We start from the raw sequence: 2,660 nt of genomic DNA on the forward strand, positions 1-2,660 counted from the left end.
AGTATATGAGAACTTTGGCTTCAAACATCATAGCGATCGGCAAGTTGGAGCATATTTTGTGGCACGATATGAGTACGAGATTTGCGCTCCGATAAATTAATGGCTCAATATAAGCACGACCGATTTTTTAAATTTTACCTGCGTTCCTTATATCAGTCCAAAGGTGAGACACTCCAGAATATCCAAGTCCGAAACGATGAAGATCTGGAAATAGACTTTATGTTTATCGCTCAGTCAGATAAATTTGGTTGGCAGCAAGAAGATTTAGGGTTATTCGATGCCCTCATGAAGGTTCATCCGACGATTATCATCGAGCATTACAGTGGCTACGCTCAGGAAAAACACATCCACAAATCCATCACGCGCAAGAACTTATATTGGGAGCCGAAACAAGCAGAATTAGCCACAACCCTCAAGCAAGCCCAACAGACAGTCAAATATCAACAACTATCACCCGAATCGCTCCAGCTCATCGATAATCAAAACCCGTTCACCTGGATTTTGACAGTCAATTGTAGTCCCGAACTCTTAGAGCTATGTGGAGCCAAACCGCACCCAGAATTTGGTGCAGGCGTGTACGAAACAGTCAAACTGTTGCGGATGGGCATCGTCGTCATCGAGCAGCTAGAATACAGCCCAGCAACCATGTGGTTGAAGCTGCTAGGGAATAAAGAATCAGCTCGTCGAGCATTTGAAGGCATCGAACAGCTATCACCAGAGCGTCGGGAGAAAAATGATACAATACGAGCGAGCCTCAAATATTGCGTATATCTCAAAGATTTACCAGCAAACAGTTTAAGTGCAGAGGAGCAAGAGTTTATGAAAACGATGGCAGAGATCGATGCTTGGTATGATGCCGAGATGGATAAGGCGGAAAGCAAGGGCGAACAAAGAGGGAAACTAGAAGGTAAGCTGGAATCTGCCACTAGAGTTATTGGTGTGAAGTTTCAGGGATATGTACCGACGGAAAATGTGACGAGTCAACTCGCTGCTTTGAATGAGCAGCAACTCGACGATTTGATTGTGGGGATGTTTAGTTGGCAGACGGTGGCTCAGATGGAGGAGTGGCTGAGTTCAGTTGAGAGCTGATAGATTGTCGATCTATCGAGTCTTATCTTTTCAATTACACTATTGTTGTTGAATATTAGTTCGGGATAGAGAAATTAGTTTGCTTCGTACCAGCAACGCCCTCAAATGAATTTGGGGCTAAGAGCAAAAGTCCTCTGAAGAGGACTGTAAGATTTTAATTCAGTCCATTTTAATGGACTTTCGATCTTAGCCCGAACTTCCAGTTCAGGGCGGTGCTGGAGCAAAGCTAAAAATCTTTGAATGCAGATAGATCTTTACTTTGCACTCAGATTATTTAGATAATCAAATCAATGGAGATCGAATGAGTCATAAAAATATTAGTATTCATCAGATCGATAGTAGAGATTGAGGATGCTAGAATCGATCTCGAAAATTAAATTAAGTTATTGCTCCGCAAGGTTTTAGCTCGTAGGCATTGTCCACCATACTTTCCTTTTCTCGTATTTAAATTTTTAATATAAATCAAAAAATGAGAATTGATAATGTCGGCGAGTTCTCCAAACACAGAGAGTCTGACAGTTTTTATAGTGAATTAATGCCTGTATATGTTCTCAGTGGGCATATGTGCCGTGTAGTATTAGACGGCTATGAGAAAGATCCACACAAAGAAGATTTTCACGTAGCAATAACGAACTTATTGTCTATCGATGTTTCTATTCTAGAGGAAGCAGAGCAATATATATTTCAGTATTATCAAGATGTTAATAAGTGTTGGCTACCAGAAGACCCTGAATTTATTGTAGTGGCATCACCTCAAGAAATATGGAGATATATTCAATTCGGCAAAGATCTTATAGTCACGCGTCGTGAATATGGCGAGCGCGGCATTTATATTTTAATACATTGTAAATGTGATTGGGAGCAAGAACATGGGTTAGAGATTGTCTTCAAAAATGGTCTTAAAGTCAATAAAATTGGTTCATGTAATAATCACTTAACCAACTCAGATGCTTATGATGATGATAGTTTGGAAAACATAGTTTATCATCACTAATTTGGGTCGATTGACTCAATCATAATTATATTGTAGAGATCGATACATACCCAATCTTCAAGATTTTGCATTACTCAGGCAACTTGTATCGATCGACAATTTTCTTCGCAAACTCTGGGACGTGTTGCTCTAACTTTTCAGGATAATTGCGCTTGGTAAATAGATAATTGCGCGTGAAGTGAGAATCGATCGAGAACCGCGCATATTCCAATCCTTTGGGGCCGATTTTATCGATGACGACACCCATAATTTTCGCCACCCACATTGGTAATGTGACGGCTTTATCGTAGGCGGGAATGCTTTGTTGAACGGCTGCTGTCCGATCGCCTTTGGACATCACGGCTTGAGTCTCGATCGCGTTATTTACTAACTCTAACATCTGTTGACCGCGATCGTTTCTAACTACGATCCATTGCCAGCCAAATGGTGCGCCCATATAACCGACGACTAAATCGGCGAGGGAGTTTACATAGTCGAAACAGCTCAAGCAGGATGGGGCGAATACGTCTTTTAATTCTTTGGTATTCAATCCGAAGAAGGGGACTAATTCGGTCGAACCATCTTCATGTTTGAAGTG

Annotated in this window: 3 protein-coding genes; 2 read left to right on the forward strand and 1 reads right to left on the reverse strand. The window is 41.2% G+C overall.

Annotated elements, in window-relative coordinates:
• The first annotated feature begins 99 nt into the window (after nucleotides 1-99).
• Together RMO35_RS03235 and RMO35_RS03240 are read left to right on the forward strand one after the other, a co-directional pair.
• Nucleotides 100-1,089, forward strand: a complete 990-nt coding sequence (locus tag RMO35_RS03235) for a hypothetical protein (protein ID WP_309738512.1) — start codon at nucleotides 100-102, stop codon at nucleotides 1,087-1,089.
• Nucleotides 1,090-1,558: 469 nt separating this feature from the next.
• Nucleotides 1,559-2,083 (forward strand): DUF6985 domain-containing protein, encoded by a 525-nt coding sequence (locus RMO35_RS03240; protein ID WP_309738513.1) that lies wholly within the window; start codon nucleotides 1,559-1,561, stop codon nucleotides 2,081-2,083.
• A gap of 70 nt (nucleotides 2,084-2,153) precedes the next feature.
• On the opposite strand, the gene RMO35_RS03245 is transcribed toward RMO35_RS03240, so the two are convergent.
• Nucleotides 2,154-2,660 (reverse strand): Coenzyme F420 hydrogenase/dehydrogenase, beta subunit C-terminal domain (locus RMO35_RS03245; protein ID WP_309738514.1); only part of this gene is annotated, 507 nt, incomplete at its 5' end.

It is taken from the genome of Chamaesiphon sp. OTE_20_metabat_361 (assembly GCF_031364565.1).

Coding starts and splice junctions, on each gene's coding strand:
- RMO35_RS03235 (WP_309738512.1), top strand. CDS start 100: ATGGCTCAATATAAGCACGACCGATTTTTTAAATTTTACCTGCGTTCC.
- RMO35_RS03240 (WP_309738513.1), top strand. CDS start 1,559: ATGAGAATTGATAATGTCGGCGAGTTCTCCAAACACAGAGAGTCTGAC.